The following is a 16,524-nucleotide window of genomic DNA, read 5'->3' on the forward strand; positions in this document are numbered from 1 at the left end:
CCACATGGGTTTCGGGTGTTCATGAGATGGCCGTTCACCACCAATCCCTGTGGGAGCGAGCTTGCTCGCGATTGCGGTGGGTCAGGCCATCAATCCAGCCCAGGCAAACACCCAACCCCTCAAAACGTCTGCCCCAGGTTCAAATACACCGCCTGTTCATCATCGTCGTTAAACCCATAGCTGAAATTCAGTGGCCCCAGCGGTGTATCGAAACCGAGGAAAATGCTCGCGGCGTTGATGTAGCCGCTGTCGAATTCGTTGTCGTTGTTCCAGGCCCGGCCGCGCTCCAAGGAGCCACCGATGTACAGCGGGAAGTCCAGGGGCAAGTAGGCCCTCGGCGTGAGCCGGCGGTAATACACCGCGCGCATCAGGCTCATGTTTTGCCCGGATACGCCGTCTTCGCGAAAGCCTGACAATTGCCGAGCCCCGCCCAGCACAAAGCTGGAAGTCACCACCTCGGCGGTGTCCAGGGTGCGACCGTAGCGACCGCCGAGGATGAAGGTGTCGGGGCCGCTGCTAAGCGCCTTGTCCAGTTTGAATTCCCACTGACGGTAACGCTGATCGGAGCCCAGTCCCGGTTCGTATTGGCGCCAGCTCAGGCCGATGTCTTCCCCTTCATGGGGGAAATACACGCTGTCGAGGGAGTCGAACGAATATTTCAGCTCGTAGAAGCCCTCGTTGAAATTCTCGCTGGGCTGGTCGTGGTCGCCGATGCGCACATCGGCCTTGCCCCAGGCCTGGCCGACACCGAAGCGGATTTCACCGCTGTTGCCGATCTGGCGGCCCACGTTCAGCCCGAAACCATAGCGTTCGACGCGATACTGGGCCACCGGATCGTTGTCCAGGATGGACTCCACGTTGCGTGATTCGAATTGCCCATAGGGGGCGATGAAGTAGCGCGAGCCGACATCCAATGGCTGGTAGAACTCGCTGTACAACTCCTGCTTGTCGCCGATCTGCGCCCGGGTCAGCCATTCGGCACCCAGGCGATTGATGCCGTTGACCCGATAGCTGGCCCCCAGGTTGAAAGCACTGTCGCCGCGCATGTCGTCGGACAGGCTCAGCCCCAGCCGCAGGTAGTCGGTGCCGGTACGTCTGCCCCGGGCGCTGATGACCAGCGTGCGGTCCGGGCCTTTATGGACCACGCGGTATTGCACCTGTTCGAAGTAATCCAGGCCGTACAGCGTGCCCATGTCGGTCTGCAGGCGCCCCAGGTCCAGCGGCTCGCCGATCTGCTGGCGAATGTAATAGCGAATCACGTCATCGCCGACTTTCGAGTCGTTCTCCACGCGGATGGCGGTGATGACCGGCGTGCGTTCGCTGGGCGTGCGCGCGGCCATGAGTTCGGCGTCGGGCGCTTCGGACGGGCGTAGAGGAGCCAGGCGTGTGTCGAGTATGCGGGTGGCGCGGTAGCCGGCGTCGATCATTTCCCGGGCCCGACCGAAGTCGGTAGAGCCGAAGCTCGCCAGGGCCGGTTGAATCAGTACGTCGTCTTTGTTCAGGGTTGCCAGTTGCTCTTCAGAGTTGCGCCGGGTCATCAGGGTGGTCGACTGGTTCAGCACGTCCACCACCGTGACCAGTTGCTTGCGGGTGCGCAGCGGCGTGCCGATGTCCACCACAATGGCCATGTCCACGCCCATTTCCCGGGCCACATCCAGCGGGATGTTGTCGGCCATGCCACCGTCCACCAGCAGCCGACCGTCCAATTCCACTGGGGCGAACACCGCCGGGATCGACATGCTGGCGCGAATGACCTTGGGCAGGTGGCCTTTGCGGAACACTACTTTTTCGCCCGTGGCAATGTCGGTGGCAACGGCGCGAAACGGGATCGGCAATTTGTCGAAATCCCGGGTATCGCTGGCGTGGGCCAGCAGGCTTTCGAGCAGCAGGGCCAGGTTCTGGCCCTGGATGACGCCCAAGGGCAGGCCGAGGCTGCCGTCGTCACGAAAGCTCAGTTTCTGCTTCACCAGGAAATCGCGGTCATCCTGCTTGCGCCGGAAGGGCACGTCCTTGCGGGGTGGCGCATCGGATAAGGCCTGTTGCCAGTCGATGCCCAAGGCGAGTTTTTCCAGTTCGTCGATCTTGTAGCCCGAGGCATACAGCCCGCCGATCACCGCGCCCATGCTGGTGCCGGCAATGGCATCGATCTTGATGCCTTGCTCTTCCAGGGCCTTGAGCACACCGATATGGGCCAGCCCGCGCGCCGCGCCGCCGGACAGCACCAGGCCGATTTTCGGGCGTGGCGCTTCGACAGCCTGGACGAAAAGGGGCAACAGCAGCAGAAGCAGGAGGGGGAGCAGGCGGCGCATCGTCAATCTCGGGGCGGGCGATCAAAGGCAGGTATTATAACGACGCCTTCGAACCCAGGAGCTCACCCGCAATGACCGAACACAAACCAGAAGTCATCATCACGTATTGCACCCAGTGCCAATGGCTGCTGCGTGCCGCCTGGCTGGCCCAGGAACTGCTCAGTACCTTTGGCGACGATCTGGGCAAAGTGTCGCTGGTGCCGGGCACCGGTGGTGTGTTCCACATCAACTGCGACGGTGTGCAGATCTGGGAGCGCAAGGCCGACGGTGGTTTTCCCGAGGCCAAGGTCCTCAAGCAGCGGGTCCGCGACCGGATCGACCCGGAGCGGGACCTGGGTCACAACGATCGGGGTCAGTGAGACGTGGCTTGGGTCTCCACCTGCGGTTTTTTCGAGCCGCCCGCCTGGCTTGAAATCACGATGGCCGCGATGATCACCACGCCGCCCAACAACATGCGCAATGTCGGGCTCTCGTCGAACAACCACCAGGCCATGGCGATGCCGTAGACCGGTTCCATGGCGAAGACCACCGCCGCCTTGCGGGCCTTGATCACGGCCAGGCTGGCGACGAACAGGCTGTGGGCCAGGCCGGTGCAGAACACGCCGAGCAAGCCGATCCACAACCAGTCGATGGGGCGCACGTCGCTCAATTGTGGCGCGGCCATCGGCAGCAGGCAGAGCCCGACCACCACGTTCTGGCACAGCGCGGCCTGCACCGGCGGCACATGGGCGGCGCCGGCGCGGTTGGTCAATGACAACAGGGAAAACAGCAGCCCCGACGCCACGGCCCAGAGCAAACCGGTAGTGGCACCGCTGGCCAGGTCGAAGTTTGGCGTGACCAGCACCAGGCCGACGCTCACTAACACCACCAGCCAGATTTCATTGGCGCGAATCCGCTCGCGGAAGATCAGCCCCTCGAGCAACACCGTGAAGGCCGGGAAACTGGCAAACCCCAACGTGGCGATCGCCACGCCGCCCACTTTCACGGCGATGAAGAAACTCACCCAGTGCCCGGCCAGCAACAGGCCGCCCAGCAGCAATCGTCGGCTATCCTGCGCCCGCAGTTTCTGCCAGCGGCTGCTACTGGCGAACCGGGCAAACACCGCCAGGGCCAGCACGGCGAAGACGGCGCGACCGAACACAATGACCGCCGGCGAAGCCGCGGCGAGTTTGCCGAAGACACCGGTCAGGCCAAACATGAGTGCGCCAATGTGCAGGGCGCCGAGGGCGGTACGAGGCGTCATTTCAATCCTTCAACAGTTAAGCCAAAACCAACGGATAAACATCTATCCCTGTAGGAGCTGACGGCTCCTATAAGGCATTTAAGCGTCTGGGAGGGGATGGCGTCTGTCGCGATCCTAGCGATTTTTAGCGCGAACCTAGCGTGGGTGCCGCAGCTTGCCTGGCGAGGCGCCGAATTCCCGCAGCACCGCCGCGGCGAAGGCACTCTGGGAGCTGTAGCCGACCCGGTGGGCGATCTCGCCGATGGGCAAGTCCGACTCACGCAACAACGCCACGGCCTGGTGCAAGCGGCGGCTGCGGATGTACTCCATCGGGGTTTGCCCGCACTCGGCGATGAAGCGCGCATGCAGGCGGGCGCTGGAAAGGCCGGCCACCCGTGCCAGGTCCGCCACTTGCAGCGGGTAGGCCGCGTTCTGGTCGATGTGGGCGTTGAGCGCGGCGTAGGGCAGGCGCCGGCCACCCAGGGTTTGCTGGCGAACGCCGTTGAGACTCGCCAGTAGCAGCACCGCGCCTTGCTGGGCGATCACCGGATCGTCCACCGGACTGCTCGCCAGCCAGCTGACCAACTGGCTCTGTCCTGCGTCCAGGGGCAGGCGAGCGCTGTCGTCGAGCAAGCGGCGGCTGGCGTCGGCGTGATCCCCCAGGCATTGTCCGACCCAGTCGTCACTGGGCACATCCAGTACCAGGCAGCGGCTGCCGTGGGGGCTGCCACAGCCATGATGGGCGCCGGCGGGTACCACCACGAAGCTCTGTTGCACCACTTGGCTGCCACGGCCTTCGACTTCGAAATCCAGCGCGCCGGACAGCCCGAACACCAGTTGCGCATGGTCATGGCTGTGGGCGATCAAGTCGTGGCTGTAGTGGCGTAGCGTGAGGATCGGTCGCATCGCGGTCTCCCGTGTCAGGCCGCCAGCATACACCGAGGGGCAACGCCCGGCGCTGTCATGCAATGGACTTGTGTTTGTCATGGGCCATTAACCGCTGGGGTGCACAGTGGCGAAAACGATCAGAGGGTTGCCCAATGACCAGCGCCGAGCTCGCCAAACCCAGCCGCAAGCAGCGTGTACGCACCCTGTGGATCTCCGATGTGCACCTGGGCACCCGGGACTGCCAGGCCGAGCACCTGTCGCAGTTCCTCAAGGGCTACCACGCCGACAAGATCTACCTGGTAGGGGACATCATCGACGGCTGGAAGCTGCGCGGTGGCATGTATTGGCCCCAGGCCCACACCAACGTCATCCGCCGCTTGCTGACCATGAGCAAGCGCGGCACCGAAGTGATCTACGTCACCGGCAACCATGACGAATTCCTGCGGCGCTATTCGAAGCTGATCCTGGGCAATATCCAATTGGTGGACGAAGCGGTGCACGTCACCGCCGATGGTCGGCACCTGTTGGTGATCCATGGCGACCAGTTCGACGTCATCACCCGTTACCACCGTTGGCTGGCGTTCCTCGGGGACTCGGCCTACGAATTCACCCTCACGCTGAATCGCTGGCTCAACCATTGGCGAGCCCGTTATGGCTACGGCTACTGGTCGCTGTCGGCGTACCTCAAGCACAAGGTCAAGACCGCCGTCAGCTTCATCAGCGATTTCGAAGAAGCCATCGCCCACGAGTGCGTGAAGCGCGAACTGCATGGCGTGGTCTGCGGGCACATCCACCACGCCGAGATGCGCAGGGTAGGCGAGGTGGAATACCTCAATTGTGGCGATTGGGTCGAATCCTGCACGGCGCTGATCGAGCATTGGGACGGGTCGATCGAGTTGTACCGGTTGGCGGAGGCCCAGGCGCGCGAAGCGCAGTTGAAAGCCCTGAAAGTCGCCGAACCTGCGTAGGAGCTGACGAGTGCAACGAGGCTGCGATCTTTCCCCTGACGCTTGAGTCTCAAGCGAAAGATCAAAAGATCGCAGCCTCGTTGCACTCGTCAGCTCCTACAGGGGACGTTTGGTGTTCGTCAGGCCGGTGTTTCAGTCATCGCCGCCTTGTAGATCGATTGCTTCGGCGCGGCAAACACCCTTTCCAGCATCGGTTCGAAGAAATTCAACGGCAGCGTGTCGTACTCGGGATCGAACGCCGCCGCGTCATATTTCGCGCAGAAATCAATGGTCGCCTGGTACTGCGGATGTTCGACAAACTGCTCGCGCAGGTGCCGGTCCATGCCCAGGTGATGGAAGAAGTAGTAACCCTGGAAAATCCCGTGCTTTTCCACCATCCACAGGTTTTCGGCGCTGACGAAGGGCTTGAGGATCGCCGCGGCGATGTCCGGGTGATTATACGAGCCGAGGGTGTCGCCAATGTCGTGGAGCAGGGCGCAGACCACATACTCCTCGTCCCGCCCGTCGCGGTAGGCGCGGGTGGCGGTTTGCAGGGAATGGGTCAGGCGATCCACCGGGAACCCACCGAAATCACCGTCCAGCAGTTGCAAGTGGGCCAGGATCCGGCCTGGCAATTGTCGGGCGTAGGCGCTGAAATCGGCCGCGATGATCGCCCAATCTTCTGCAGTACCTTCCTGCATGTGGGTAAAGCGTGCATGGTTGCTCATCGACACTCCTTATCAGAACGCAACCTTGCCCAGCAGCATGTCGCGGTACATGACGAAATCGCCGAGCAGGCTGTAGAGCGGATGCTGGAAGGTGGCGGGACGGTTTTTTTCGAAGAAGAAATGCCCGACCCAGGCAAAGCCGTAGCCGGCCACCGGCAGGGCGACCCACAGCCACCAGGCGCCAACGACGAGGGCCAGGGCGAATACCAGGATGACCAGGGAGGTGCCGATGAAATGCAATCGTCGGCAGGTGCTGTTGCTGTGTTCGCTGAGGTAATACGGGTAGAACTCGGCGAAAGTATTGAATCGTTTAGCGTTTTCCACGACGGCTGACTCTGTGGTTATTGTTCTGATACTTGAAGTCTAGAGCTATCAATTGCTACGGCCAGTGACAATCAGCGCCACTCTAGTGTCCGGTCTTACCAATAACGCCCCTCTTGGACGGCTTCTGTTGTCGTCATGCTGCGTTGCCGCTCCTCGCCATAGCGGGCTATGACTCGTCGCGGCGCCTTGCCTGACAACAACAGCCGCTCGTCCAAAAGGGGCGTTATTGGTAAGACCGGACACTGCTATCCTTCGCAAATCCAGCCGTACCCTGCGGCTCGTCATGCAAGTAAAACGTCATGAGCGAACGAACCACTTCTTCAAGCTGGGCGATGGGGATTGTCAAGGCGTTGGAAATGGACGGCCTGGATTGTCGGGCGCTGTTCAAGCAACTGGGGCTGGACTTTGAGGCACTGGACGATCCGGATGCGCGTTTCCCCCAGGACTCGATGACGCGGCTCTGGCAACGGGCGGTGGAGTTGTCGGGAAACCCGGCCATTGGCTTGAACATGGGTAAAGTGGTGCGCCCGGCTTCGTTCCATGTGGCCGGCTACGCCTTGATGTCCAGTCGCACCCTGGTGGAGGGTTTCCAACGGCTGGTGCGGTACCAGCGGATCATCGCCGAAAGCGCCGACTTGAGTTTTCGTCCGTTGGAAGGCGGTTATGGGCTGATCCTGACTGTGCACGGCGACCATCTGCCCCCGACCCGCCAAAGCGCCGAGGCGTCCCTGGCCTGTGCGCTAGCCCTGTGCAGTTGGTTGACCGGGCGCACCCTGCGCCCGGTGAAGGTGCTGTTCCAGGGCGCCGAGCCCTCGGACCTGGCACCTTACCAGCGCGCCTTCCCTGCGCCGCTGGTGTTTGGCGCGCCCTATGACGCGCTGATCTTCGAACGGGCCGACATGGAGGCGCCGCTGCCGACGGCCAATGAAGCCATGGCGCAACTTCACGACCGGTTTGCCGGGGAGTACCTCGCGCGTTTTTCGGAAAGCCGCGTGACGCACAAGGCGCGACAGGTGTTGTGCCGGCTGTTGCCCCAAGGTGAGCCCAAGCGTGACGTGGTGGCACAGGCACTGCACCTGTCCCAGCGCACCTTGCAGCGGCGTTTGCAGGAAGAGGGCACGAGTTTCCAGAGCCTGCTGGAAGATACTCGACGCGAGCTGGCCGAGCAGTATCTGGCGCAGGCGGGCATGACGTTGCTGGAAATCGCCTACCTGTTGGGATTCGCCGATCCAAGCAATTTTTTCCGGGCCTTTCGCCGCTGGTTCGACACCACGCCCGGCGAATACCGGGCACGGTTGGCGAGCCAGCCTGAGCCGGTCAGTGACGCCAGAACGCCGGGATACACAGCACGAACACCGTGATGATCTCCAGCCGGCCCAGCAGCATGCCCGCCGACAGAATCCACTTGGCCGCGTCCGGCAGCGGTGCGAAGTTGCCGGCTGGCCCGATGGTTTCCCCCAGCCCCGGGCCGACGCCGGACACGGTACTGGCCGCGCCGGTCAGGGCCGTCATCCATTCCACGCCCAATAGCGACAGCAGCAGGGCGATGACGCAGATGGTGATGGCGAAGAAGAACGAGAACGTCAGGATCGAGCGGACGATTTCTTCGTCGAGGCGATGACCGTTGTATTTCTGCTTGATCACCGCACGAGGATGGATCAGTTGATTAAGGTTGGCCCGCAGCAGGATGTAGGCGACCTGGAAGCGAAAGATCTTGATCCCGCCGGCCGTCGAACCCGAACAACCGCCGACGAACCCCAGGTAGAAGAACAGCATCAGCGAGAAATTGCCCCACAGGCTGTAGTCGCCCAGGGCGAAGCCGGTGGTGGTGACGATGGACGTCACGTTCAGCGCCACGTGCCGCAGCGCGTCCAGCCAATGCAGGTCGGTGGTGGCCCAGTACCAGGTGCCGAGCACCAGCCAGGTCACCAGCAACACGCCAATGAGCCCCTGGACCTGCTGGTCCTTGATCAACGCCCGGCGATTACCCCGCAACATCGAGACGTACAGGGCAAACGGCAGGCTGCCGAGGATCATGATGACGATGGCGACCCAATGCACCGCCGGCTGGGTCCACTTGGCGAGGGACAGGTCCGAGGTGGAGAAGCCGCCGGTGGAGATCGCCGACATCGAATGGTTGACGGCATCGAACAGGCTCATCCCGGCCCACCAGAGCGCCAGGGTGCCGAGGATGGTGATGCCCACGTAGGACGCCACGATCAGCCGCGCCACCATGTGGGAACGGGGCATGACTTTCTCCGAGCGGTCCGATGACTCGGTCTGGAACAGCCGCATGCCACCGATGCGCAGCAGGGGCAGGATCGCCACCGCCATGCCGATGAAGCCGATGCCGCCGAGCCAGTGCAGCAGGGAGCGCCACATCAGGATGCCCGGGGACATGTTGTCCAGGCCGCTCAGGACGGTGGCACCGGTGGCGGTGATGCCCGACATGCTTTCGAAGAACGAGTCCGTATAGCTGATGTGCTGGGTCAGCAGGAACGGCAGCGCAGCGAAGATACACACCACCAGCCAACTGCTGACGGTCAGCAGGTACATGTCCCGCGGCCGCAGGTGGATGTGTTCCGGGCGCCCGGGAAGCACCAGCGCCAGGCCGGCGAGGAAAGTGATCATGCTCGACCAGAGGAACGACGGCAGGTCGCGGGTGCGCTCGAAGACCATCAGCGTGATCATGGGCACGACCATGAAGATCGCCAGGGTGATCAGGAAGATGCCGATGATGAAACCAATGATTCGCAGGGTCGGCAACGCCATGAAGTCCGCTCAGGCTGAAAGGGAAGGGCGCCATTCTACCTGCGACCAGCGCCCTGTAAACCGGCACTCGGCGGCGCCTGGCTGCTTGGCCGCGGAATTTGCGCTGACGAACTCGCCGCACAGCCACTAGAATAGCTGGACATTTTTTCAGGAGGTGGCCGATGCAGGCTCTCGACGCTTTGCTCAACCGTGTTTCCGTCCCGCGCCTGGTGGACCCGGCCCCCACGCCGGAACAGCGTGAGCTCATGTTCGCCGCAGCCATGCGGGCACCGGATCACGGCCAGTTGCGGCCATGGCGCTTTCTGACGGTTGAAGGGCAGGCGAGGCAGCGCATGGGTGAACTGCTGGCCGAAGCGGCAAAGTTCAATGACCCGCTGGTACCCGACGCCGTCGTGGAAAAAGCCCTCAACGGCCCGTTGCGCGCACCTTTGGTCGTGGTGGTGATCGCCCGTCTGCAGGACCATTTCAAGATCCCCAAATCCGAACAACTGCTGGCGGCCGGCTGCGCGGCCCATGGCATCCTGCTGGCCGCGTATGCCCTGGGAGTCGGTGGCGTTTGGCGTACGGGTGAGCTGGCGTACTCGCCGCATGTGGCCCGGGGGCTTGGTCTTGAAGAGGGGGAAGAGGTGATCGGCTTCCTTTACCTGGGCACGCCGCAGAAAGAAGCGCGCACGGCGCCACAGGAAGATGTCGGGCAATTTGTCCGGGAGTGGACGGGCCAATAACGGCTCAAGGGCGGCGGATGGATTGAGGCCGGTTTGATCCACTGTGGCGAGGGAGCTTGCTCCCGCTGGGCTGTAGGAGCTGTGTAGGAGCAGTGTAGGAGCTGTCGAGTGCAACGAGGCTGCGATCTTTCCCCAGACACTTGAGTCTCAAGCGAAAGATCAAAAGATCGCAGGCTTCGCCAGCTCCTACAGAGCCGAGCGGGAGCAAGCTCCCTCGCCACAAGATCAACGGCTGACGGTGGTGTTATTTACACGCGTCAGCAATCGCCTCGGCCAGCAGGTCCAAGCGCGTCGCATCGATACCGGCCACGTTGGCCCGGCCGGTGCCGACCATGTAGACGCTGTGGCGCTCGCGCAGGTGCTTGACCTGTTCCGGCGTCAGGCCGGTGTAGGAAAACATCCCGCGCTGTACGCCGATATGGGCGAAGCGCTCGCGCAGGCCATGGGGTTCAAGGGCCTCCAGCAAACCGCTGCGCAATTGCGCGATGCGCAGGCGCATTGCCTGGACTTCATCGGCCCACAGGCTTTTGAGTTCCGGGCTGCCAAGGATGGTCGCCACCACGGCCGCGCCATGGTCCGGCGGTGTCGACCACAGGTTCCGGGCGATGTTTGCCAGTTGGCTGCGGATATCCACCAGCTTCTCGCCATCCCGGGCGCAGACGATCAACGCCCCCGTACGGTCGCGGTACAGGCCAAAGTTCTTCGAGCAGGAACTGGTGACCAGCACTTCAGGCAACCCTTCGGCAAATAGCCGGACCGCCCAGGCGTCCTGCTCCAACCCATCGCCGAAGCCCTGGTAGGCGAAGTCGATCAGCGGCAGCAGGTCGCGGTTGCGCACCACCTCCAGCACCTGCCGCCATTGCTCGTGGGACAGGTCGAACCCGGTGGGGTTGTGGCAGCAGGCGTGCAACAGCACCACATCGCCTTTGGGCGCCTGGTTCAGGGTCGCCAGCATCGCCTCGAAATCCAGGCGGTTATCGGCGCCCACATAAGGGTAATGACTGACCTTGAGCCCGGCCGTGGCGAAAATGGTTTCGTGGATCGGCCAGGTCGGGTTGCTCAGCCAGACGCCACGGCCCGGCAGGCATTGGGCGATGAAGTCGGCGCTCAGGCGCAGGGCACCGGTGCCGCCGGGTGTCTGGGTGGCACCGGCGCGTTTTGCGCTGATCAGCGGCGAGTCGGCGCCCAGCACCAATTCATTGATCAACTGGCCGAACGCGGCGTCGCCATGACCGCCGATGTAGGTCTTGGTGACCTGGCGGTCCACCAACCGCTGTTCGGCCTGCTTCACCGATTGAAGGATCGGCGTCAGGCCCTGAGCGTCTTTATAGACGCCCACGCCCAAATCGAACTTGCTCGGGTTGCTGTCCGCCCCGTAGGCCTCCATCAGGCCGAGAATCGGGTCGCCGGGGACCCGGCCGATGGCATCGAAATGCATTATTTGCGGCCCTCGGCGGTCTTGGCCACGTCATCGGTGCGGGCGGCCATGATGAAATCGTTGCGGTGCAGGCCCTTGATGGAGTGGCTCCACCAGGTCACGGTGACTTTGCCCCATTCGGTGAGCAGGCCCGGGTGGTGGCCTTCGGCCTCGGAGATCTCGCCGACGGCGTTGGTGAACGCCAGGGCGTGCTTGAAGTTCTTGAACAGGAAAACTTTTTCCAGCTGCATCACGCCGTCGCGCACTTCGATGTTCCAGTCGGGGATCTGCTTGATCAGCACCGGCAGTTCTTCGTCGCTGACTTGTGGGGCATCGGCGCGGCAGGCTTCGCAATGGGCTTGGTTCAGAGTGTTCATGGTGTGTTCCTGGATCGAATATTTGAAAAACGTCGATGCACCCACGCTAAAGCAAAGCCGCGTCGTGCAACAGACTCAATTGGGATTAAAAGACGCGGTTCACGCCGCCTTGGGTGGGAATTTCGGGGCATGCAAGCCCAGTTCCCGACCGCGCTTGACCATACCCATGATGTCTTCGTGGGCCAGGTCGAACAGGCGCTTGAGTTCGGGCAGCACGAAATACACCGGTTGCAGGATGTCGATGCGATACGGCGTGCGCATGGCCTCCAATGGATCGAAGGCCTGGTGCTCAGGCTCGTCGGACAGGCAGTACACGGTTTCCTTGGGTGACGAGAGGATGCCGCCGCCGTAGATGCGTCGGCCCTGCGGGGTTTGCACCAGGCCGAACTCGATGGTCATCCAATACAGGCGCGCCAGGTAAACCCGTTCTTCCTTGGAGGCCTGTAGGCCGAGTTTGCCGTAGGTGTGGGTGAATTCAGCAAACCAGGGGTTGGTCAGCAGCGGGCAATGGCCAAAAATCTCGTGGAAAATGTCGGGCTCTTGCAGGTAATCCAGCTCTTCCCGGGTACGAATAAAGGTCGCCACTGGAAACTGCTTGCTGGCGAGCAATTCGAAGAAGGTCTGGAAGGGGATCAGCGCCGGCACCCGGGCAACTTGCCAGCCCGTGGTCTCGCCCAGCACCTTGTTGATTTCGTCCAGTTGCGGTATGCGGTCGTGGGGCAGGCCCAGCTTGTCGATGCCGTCCAGGTATTCCTGGCACGCACGGCCTTCGATGACTTTCAGCTGGCGGGTGATCAGCGTGTTCCACACCGCGTGTTCTTCAGCGGTGTAGTGGATAAAACCTTGCGCATCGGGCTCGCGGGCCACGTATTGCGTCTGCTTCATGCTGCTCTCCTGCTGATTTCCCTCAGGGGGAAGATGTGTTTGTTTTTATGTCCAGCGATGTATTAGAGATAACTCGAAGCGGGGGCGTGTGCAGTAGGCTGGCGAAGATGGATTGGGAGAGGGAATCGTCAATTCGTAAAATTTTCGTTACGAATTGACGGGTGTACCGATGTTGTCGGGATTTTCTGGTGGGAATCTGCCTACAGCTGTCACATAATCTTGACGATTATTTCCGCTGCCGGTCAGAAACCCTCATGGCAAAGGCCGGGCTGCGTCGTAGGAGCTGCCGAAGGCTGCGATCTTTTGATCTTGATCTTTTCGCTTGGGATTCAACTGTCTGGGAAAAGATCGCAGCCTCGCTTCGCTCGGCAGCTCCTACAAGCGGGAACGGCTCGCTTACCACGAACTTCTATACACATCGGGCCTTTTTCATGCGCATCAAAGTCCATTGCCAGAACCGCATCGGCATCCTGCGAGACATCCTCAACCTGTTGGTGGAGTACGGCATCAACGTCGCCCGGGGGGAGGTCGGTGGTGAGCATGGCAACGCCATCTACCTGCACTGCCCGAACCTGATCAACATCCAGTTCCAGGCGTTGCGTCCGAAATTCGAAGGCATCGCCGGGGTGTTTGGCGTCAAGCGCGTAGGATTGATGCCCAGCGAGCGTCGGCACATGGAACTCAACGCCTTGCTCGGCGCCCTGGAGTTTCCGGTGCTGTCCATCGACATGGGCGGCTCCATCGTCGCAGCCAACCGGGCGGCGGCGCAGTTGCTCGGGGTGCGGGTGGACGAGGTGCCGGGGATTCCCCTGTCTCGCTACGCCGAGGATTTCGACTTGCCGGAACTGGTGCGCGCCAACCAGTCGCGCATCAACGGCCTGCGGGTCAAGGTCAAGGGCGATGTGTTCCTGGCGGACATCGCGCCACTGCAATCGGAGCACGATGACAGCGAAGCCATGGCCGGGGCGGTTTTGACCCTGCATCGGGCCGACCGGGTGGGCGAACGGATCTACAACGTGCGCAAGCAGGAGTTGCGCGGCTTCGACAGCATTTTCCAGAGTTCGAAGGTGATGGCGGCGGTGGTCCGTGAGGCCCGGCGCATGGCACCGCTGGACGCGCCGCTATTGATAGAGGGCGAAACCGGCACCGGCAAGGAACTGCTGGCTCGCGCTTGTCACCTGGCGAGCCCGCGCGGGCAATCGCCCTTGATGGCACTCAACTGCGCCGGGCTGCCGGAGTCCATGGCTGAGACCGAGCTGTTCGGCTACGGGCCGGGGGCCTTCGAAGGCGCCCGGGCCGAAGGCAAGCTCGGCCTGCTGGAACTGACCGCCGGGGGAACGCTGTTCCTCGACGGGGTCGGGGAGATGAGCCCGCGTTTGCAAGTGAAATTGCTTCGCTTCCTGCAGGACGGTTGCTTCCGGCGTGTCGGCAGCGATGAAGAGGTGTATCTGGACGTCAGGGTGATTTGCGCCACCCAGGTCGACCTGTCCGAACTCTGCGCCCGAGGCGAATTCCGTCAGGATTTGTACCACCGCTTGAATGTGCTTTCCCTGCACATCCCACCCCTGCGCGAATGCCTCGATGGCCTGGCGCCGCTGGTGGACCATTTCCTCGACCAGGCCAGCCGCCAGATCGGCTGTGCGCTGCCCAAGCTGGCCCCGGCGGCGATGGACCGCCTCAGTCACTACCACTGGCCGGGCAACGTCCGGCAGTTGGAAAACGTATTGTTTCAGGCGGTTTCCCTGTGCGACGGCGGGAAGGTGAAGGCCGAGCATATCCGTCTGCCGGATTACGGGGTGCGTCAGCCCCTTGGCGATTTTTCCCTGGACGGAGGGTTGGACGAGATCGTCGGGCGTTTCGAGAAAGCGGTGCTGGAGCGCTTGTACTCCGAACACCCGAGCAGCCGGCAACTGGGCAAGCGGCTGGGGGTTTCCCATACGACCATTGCCAATAAGTTGCGTGAGTATGAAGTGGGTAAAGAATCCGGCGCGTAAAGAAAGATAGGCGTTTCGTGGCGAGGGAGCTTGCTCCCGCTCGATTGCGCAGCAATCGCCAAAAGTGTGGGGCCGCTACGCCCGAGGCGTCGGACCGGCCCAGCGGGAGCAAGCTCCCTCGCCACGGGTCGTCTATTTGATCAGGTTAGGCGGACACTTGCCGTAAGCGGCACGACACCGCCGGTTTTTCGTCTTCGATACCTACCCATAATCCCTTCAGATCCCCCCAAGCCCTTTGTTTACCGGGCCCGTCCGCGCCAGAAAAAAGTTGGTCTGCAAATTGCTTAAGGCTGTGCAACACAGCAGTGGGCGGCAAACGTCCGGCATGCAGAGGAACGACATTGGACAAGTACCTTTATGTGGCAATGACCGGCGCCAGCCAGAACGCACTGGCGCAGCGGGCCCATGCCAACAACCTGGCGAACATCTCCACCAATGGCTTTCAGAAAGACCTGGAGCAGGCGCGCTCGATGCCGGTGTTCGGCGACAGCTTTCCGGCGCGGGCGTTTGCCATGTCCGAGCGGCCTGCCACGGACTTCACCCCGGGTGCGCTGGTGGAAACCGGTCGTGACCTGGACGTGGCGGTCAGCGGGCCGGGCTGGATGGCCGTGCAGAACCCTGACGGCGGCGAAAGTTACGTGCGCACCGGCAGCCTCAATGTTGACGCCCTGGGCGTGCTGCGGGCCGGCAACGGCATGCCGGTGATGGGCAACGGTGGTCCGATCGCCGTGCCGCCAGAGCAGAAAATCGAAATCGGCCAGGACGGCACTATCAGCATCCGCGCCATGGGCGAAGGCCCGCGTGTAATGGCTGAAGTGGACCGCATCAAGCTGGTCAACCCGGACCTCAAGACCATGACCAAGGGCCTGGACGGCTCGATCCGGACCAAGGACGGTCAGCCTGCCCCCATCGACGGCAACGTGCAGTTGGTGTCGGGTTTCCAGGAGGCGAGCAACGTCAACGCCGTGGATGAAATGACTTCGGTGCTGGCCCTGGCCAAGCAGTTCGAGCTCCACGTCAAGATGATGAACACCGCCAAAGAAGGCGATGAAGCCATGGCTCGGGTCTTGCAGATCTAACTATTAATTACAGCGCTGCGCCGAAAAACAGGCGTACGAGGAGAATCGAATGCTTCCGGCTCTTTGGGTTGCCAAAACAGGTCTGTCCGCCCAGGACACCAACCTTTCTACTATTTCCAACAACCTGGCGAACGTCTCGACCACGGGCTTCAAACGTGATCGCGCCGAGTTCCAGGACCTGCTCTACCAGGTAAAACGCCAGCCAGGCGCCCAGTCGACCCAGGACAGCGAACTGCCGTCGGGCCTGCAAGTGGGTACCGGTGTGCGCATTGTCGGCACCCAGAAAAACTTCAACGCCGGCAGCCTGCAAACCACCGAGCAGCCGCTGGACATGGCCATCGACGGTCGCGGTTTCTTCCAGATCCTGCAGCCGGACGGCACCACGTCCTACACCCGTGACGGTACCTTCCACCTCGACTCCAACGGCCAGATCGTCAATGCCAGCGGTTTCGCCCTGGAACCGGCCATCGTCATTCCGAACGATGCCCAGACCTTCACCGTGGGCCGTGACGGCACCGTGTCCATCACCGTGGCGGGCAACCCGGCCGCCCAGGTGATCGGCAACCTGCAGACCGCCGACTTCATCAACCCGGCCGGCCTGCAAGCGGTGGGCAACAACCTGTTCCTGGAAACCGCTGCCAGTGGCGCGCCGCAAGTCGGCACCCCGGGCCTGAACGGTTTCGGTACCACGCTGCAGAACACCCTGGAAACCTCCAACGTGAGCACTGTCGAGGAGATGGTCAACATGATCACCACCCAGCGCGCCTACGAGATGAACTCCAAGGTGATCTCCACTGCCGACCAGATGCTCTCGTTCGTCACGCAGAATCTGTAATCACGTCGCAACGTCCGTCATC

16 protein-coding genes are annotated in these 16,524 nt (G+C 62.2%); 7 read left to right on the forward strand and 9 right to left on the reverse strand.

The window, feature by feature from the left end; translation table 11 throughout:
• Positions 1–119 precede the first annotated feature (119 nt).
• Positions 120–2,309, reverse strand: coding sequence for a patatin-like phospholipase family protein (locus AD659_RS08525; RefSeq protein ID WP_053120217.1), 2,190 nt, complete (start codon positions 2,307–2,309; stop codon positions 120–122).
• 71 nt (positions 2,310–2,380) lie between these two features.
• Between AD659_RS08525 and AD659_RS08530 the strand changes: the two genes are divergently transcribed.
• Positions 2,381–2,668, forward strand: coding sequence for an Rdx family protein (locus AD659_RS08530; RefSeq protein ID WP_053120220.1), 288 nt, complete (start codon positions 2,381–2,383; stop codon positions 2,666–2,668).
• On the opposite strand, the gene AD659_RS08535 is transcribed toward AD659_RS08530, so the two are convergent.
• Together AD659_RS08535 and AD659_RS08540 are read right to left on the reverse strand one after the other, a co-directional pair.
• On the reverse strand, positions 2,662–3,552 hold the full coding sequence (locus tag AD659_RS08535) for a DMT family transporter (RefSeq protein ID WP_053120222.1): 891 nt from the start codon (positions 3,550–3,552) through the stop codon (positions 2,662–2,664). The two genes, AD659_RS08530 and AD659_RS08535, sit on opposite strands and share 7 nt — an antisense overlap.
• 135 nt (positions 3,553–3,687) lie before the next feature.
• Positions 3,688–4,437, reverse strand: coding sequence for a helix-turn-helix transcriptional regulator (locus AD659_RS08540; protein ID WP_053120224.1), 750 nt, complete (start codon positions 4,435–4,437; stop codon positions 3,688–3,690).
• Between the two features lie 134 nt (positions 4,438–4,571).
• Between AD659_RS08540 and AD659_RS08545 the strand changes: the two genes are divergently transcribed.
• Entirely contained in the window at positions 4,572–5,387 is an 816-nt protein-coding gene (locus AD659_RS08545) for a UDP-2,3-diacylglucosamine diphosphatase (protein ID WP_053120226.1), read from the forward strand.
• A 119-nt stretch (positions 5,388–5,506) separates the two neighbouring features.
• On the opposite strand, the gene AD659_RS08550 is transcribed toward AD659_RS08545, so the two are convergent.
• Positions 5,507–6,094, reverse strand: a complete 588-nt coding sequence (locus AD659_RS08550; RefSeq protein ID WP_053120228.1) for an HD domain-containing protein — start codon at positions 6,092–6,094, stop codon at positions 5,507–5,509.
• 12 nt (positions 6,095–6,106) lie between these two features.
• The gene (locus AD659_RS08555; protein WP_053120230.1) at positions 6,107–6,418 is read right to left on the reverse strand and encodes an Mpo1-like protein; all 312 of its coding nucleotides are present in this window, start codon (positions 6,416–6,418) and stop codon (positions 6,107–6,109) included.
• A gap of 299 nt (positions 6,419–6,717) precedes the next feature.
• Between AD659_RS08555 and AD659_RS08560 the strand changes: the two genes are divergently transcribed.
• The gene (locus AD659_RS08560; RefSeq protein ID WP_082341887.1) at positions 6,718–7,779 is read left to right on the forward strand and encodes an AraC family transcriptional regulator; all 1,062 of its coding nucleotides are present in this window, start codon (positions 6,718–6,720) and stop codon (positions 7,777–7,779) included.
• Here the strand turns inward: AD659_RS08560 and AD659_RS08565 are convergent.
• Complete coding sequence (locus AD659_RS08565) at positions 7,736–9,190, reverse strand: TrkH family potassium uptake protein (protein ID WP_053120234.1); 1,455 nt, start codon at positions 9,188–9,190, stop codon at positions 7,736–7,738. The genes AD659_RS08560 and AD659_RS08565 overlap by 44 nt on opposite strands.
• Positions 9,191–9,351: 161 nt before the next feature.
• On the opposite strand from AD659_RS08565, the gene AD659_RS08570 reads away from it, so the two are divergent.
• The gene (locus AD659_RS08570; RefSeq protein ID WP_053120235.1) at positions 9,352–9,915 is read left to right on the forward strand and encodes an NAD(P)H nitroreductase; all 564 of its coding nucleotides are present in this window, start codon (positions 9,352–9,354) and stop codon (positions 9,913–9,915) included.
• 244 nt (positions 9,916–10,159) lie between these two features.
• On the opposite strand, the gene AD659_RS08575 is transcribed toward AD659_RS08570, so the two are convergent.
• From AD659_RS08575 to phhA, 3 genes are all read right to left on the reverse strand, one after another.
• Positions 10,160–11,353 (reverse strand): amino acid aminotransferase, encoded by a 1,194-nt coding sequence (locus AD659_RS08575; RefSeq protein WP_053120237.1) that lies wholly within the window; start codon positions 11,351–11,353, stop codon positions 10,160–10,162.
• Complete coding sequence (locus AD659_RS08580; RefSeq protein WP_003184087.1) at positions 11,353–11,709, reverse strand: 4a-hydroxytetrahydrobiopterin dehydratase; 357 nt, start codon at positions 11,707–11,709, stop codon at positions 11,353–11,355. Before AD659_RS08580 ends, AD659_RS08575 begins: the two co-directional genes overlap by 1 nt.
• A gap of 99 nt (positions 11,710–11,808) precedes the next feature.
• Positions 11,809–12,594: a phenylalanine 4-monooxygenase gene (gene phhA / locus AD659_RS08585; RefSeq protein WP_053120239.1), complete on the reverse strand. Its 786-nt coding sequence runs from the start codon at positions 12,592–12,594 to the stop codon at positions 11,809–11,811.
• A 431-nt stretch (positions 12,595–13,025) separates the two neighbouring features.
• Here phhA and AD659_RS08590 point away from each other — a divergent pair, with 431 nt between their 5' ends.
• The 3 genes from AD659_RS08590 (at position 13,026) to flgG (ending at position 16,502) form a co-directional block, all read left to right on the forward strand.
• Positions 13,026–14,588 carry a sigma-54-dependent transcriptional regulator gene (locus AD659_RS08590; protein WP_053120241.1) on the forward strand — a complete coding sequence of 521 codons (1,563 nt, stop codon included), beginning with the start codon at positions 13,026–13,028 and terminating at the stop codon, positions 14,586–14,588.
• 341 nt (positions 14,589–14,929) lie between these two features.
• Entirely contained in the window at positions 14,930–15,667 is a 738-nt protein-coding gene (locus AD659_RS08595) for a flagellar basal body rod protein FlgF (RefSeq protein WP_025212468.1), read from the forward strand.
• A gap of 49 nt (positions 15,668–15,716) precedes the next feature.
• Positions 15,717–16,502, forward strand: a complete 786-nt coding sequence (flgG, locus tag AD659_RS08600) for a flagellar basal-body rod protein FlgG (RefSeq protein ID WP_053120245.1) — start codon at positions 15,717–15,719, stop codon at positions 16,500–16,502.
• Positions 16,503–16,524: the final 22 nt, after the last annotated feature.

This window comes from Pseudomonas thivervalensis, from assembly GCF_001269655.1.
In the GTDB taxonomy this organism is placed as follows: domain Bacteria; phylum Pseudomonadota; class Gammaproteobacteria; order Pseudomonadales; family Pseudomonadaceae; genus Aquipseudomonas; species Aquipseudomonas thivervalensis.